We start from the raw sequence: 862 nt of genomic DNA on the forward strand, positions 1-862 counted from the left end.
AAATGTCATGCCCCTGTTGACATGACATATAAGCGACTGCCTGTCGCACAAAAATCAGAGTTCATTAAGAACCTCTGATTCCAATGTGATAATGTCTCAATGTATCCAAGTTGATAATGTCCCAATTGGGACATTATCAACTTGCCGTGTTAAACTATAACCTCCATGGGAGGTTATTATGAGAAAGGTTGAATTGAGAATGAATGAGCAGAATAAGTATGAAATAATCAAGAAGCTTGTAGAAACAAATGGAAATAAGAAGAGAGCAGCTACTAGACTTGGCTGTACTGTAAGAACTATCAATAGACTTATCATAAAATATAAGGAACAGGGAAAGAAGGGTTTCGTGCACGGCAACCGTGGAAGACTGCCTGCTTCTACAGTTCCTTTAGATATAAAGAATAAGATAATCTCTCTTTATATTAATGATTTCTCTGATGCAAACTTCACTCACTTCTGTGAAATTGTAGAAAGTGACTTCGGTATAAAGATAAGTGATACTACACTCAACAACTGGATGAGAGCTGAGGATGTGCTCTCTCCAAAGGCCAGAAGAAAAACAAAGAAAGCATTGAAGAAAAAACTTAAAGAAAGAATGAATGACACTGCTTCTGAAAAGGTTAGGAATGAGATAAAGGAATCAATCAATATACTTGATGAACAGGATGCACATCCAAGACGTCCGAGATCAAAGTATGCTGGTGAGATGATACAGATGGATGCATCTTCATTCCATTGGATTGAAGGAGAAGTGTGGCATCTGCATGTTGCGATTGATGATGCAGACGGTAAGGTTGTAGGAGCCTATTTTGATCATCAGGAGACACTTAAAGGGTATTATGAGGTTCTTTATCAGATTCTT

The 862-nt window shown here is 37.7% G+C and carries 1 pseudogene; it reads left to right on the plus strand.

Going from position 1 to position 862, the window contains the following annotated elements:
* Window positions 1-178: 178 nt before the first annotated feature.
* Window positions 179-862: pseudogene (locus tag DW269_RS12485) on the plus strand (helix-turn-helix domain-containing protein); the annotation flags it as partial.

It is taken from the genome of Catenibacterium sp. AM22-6LB (assembly GCF_003435615.1).
Lineage (GTDB): Bacteria > Bacillota_I > Bacilli_A > Erysipelotrichales > Coprobacillaceae > Catenibacterium > Catenibacterium mitsuoka_A.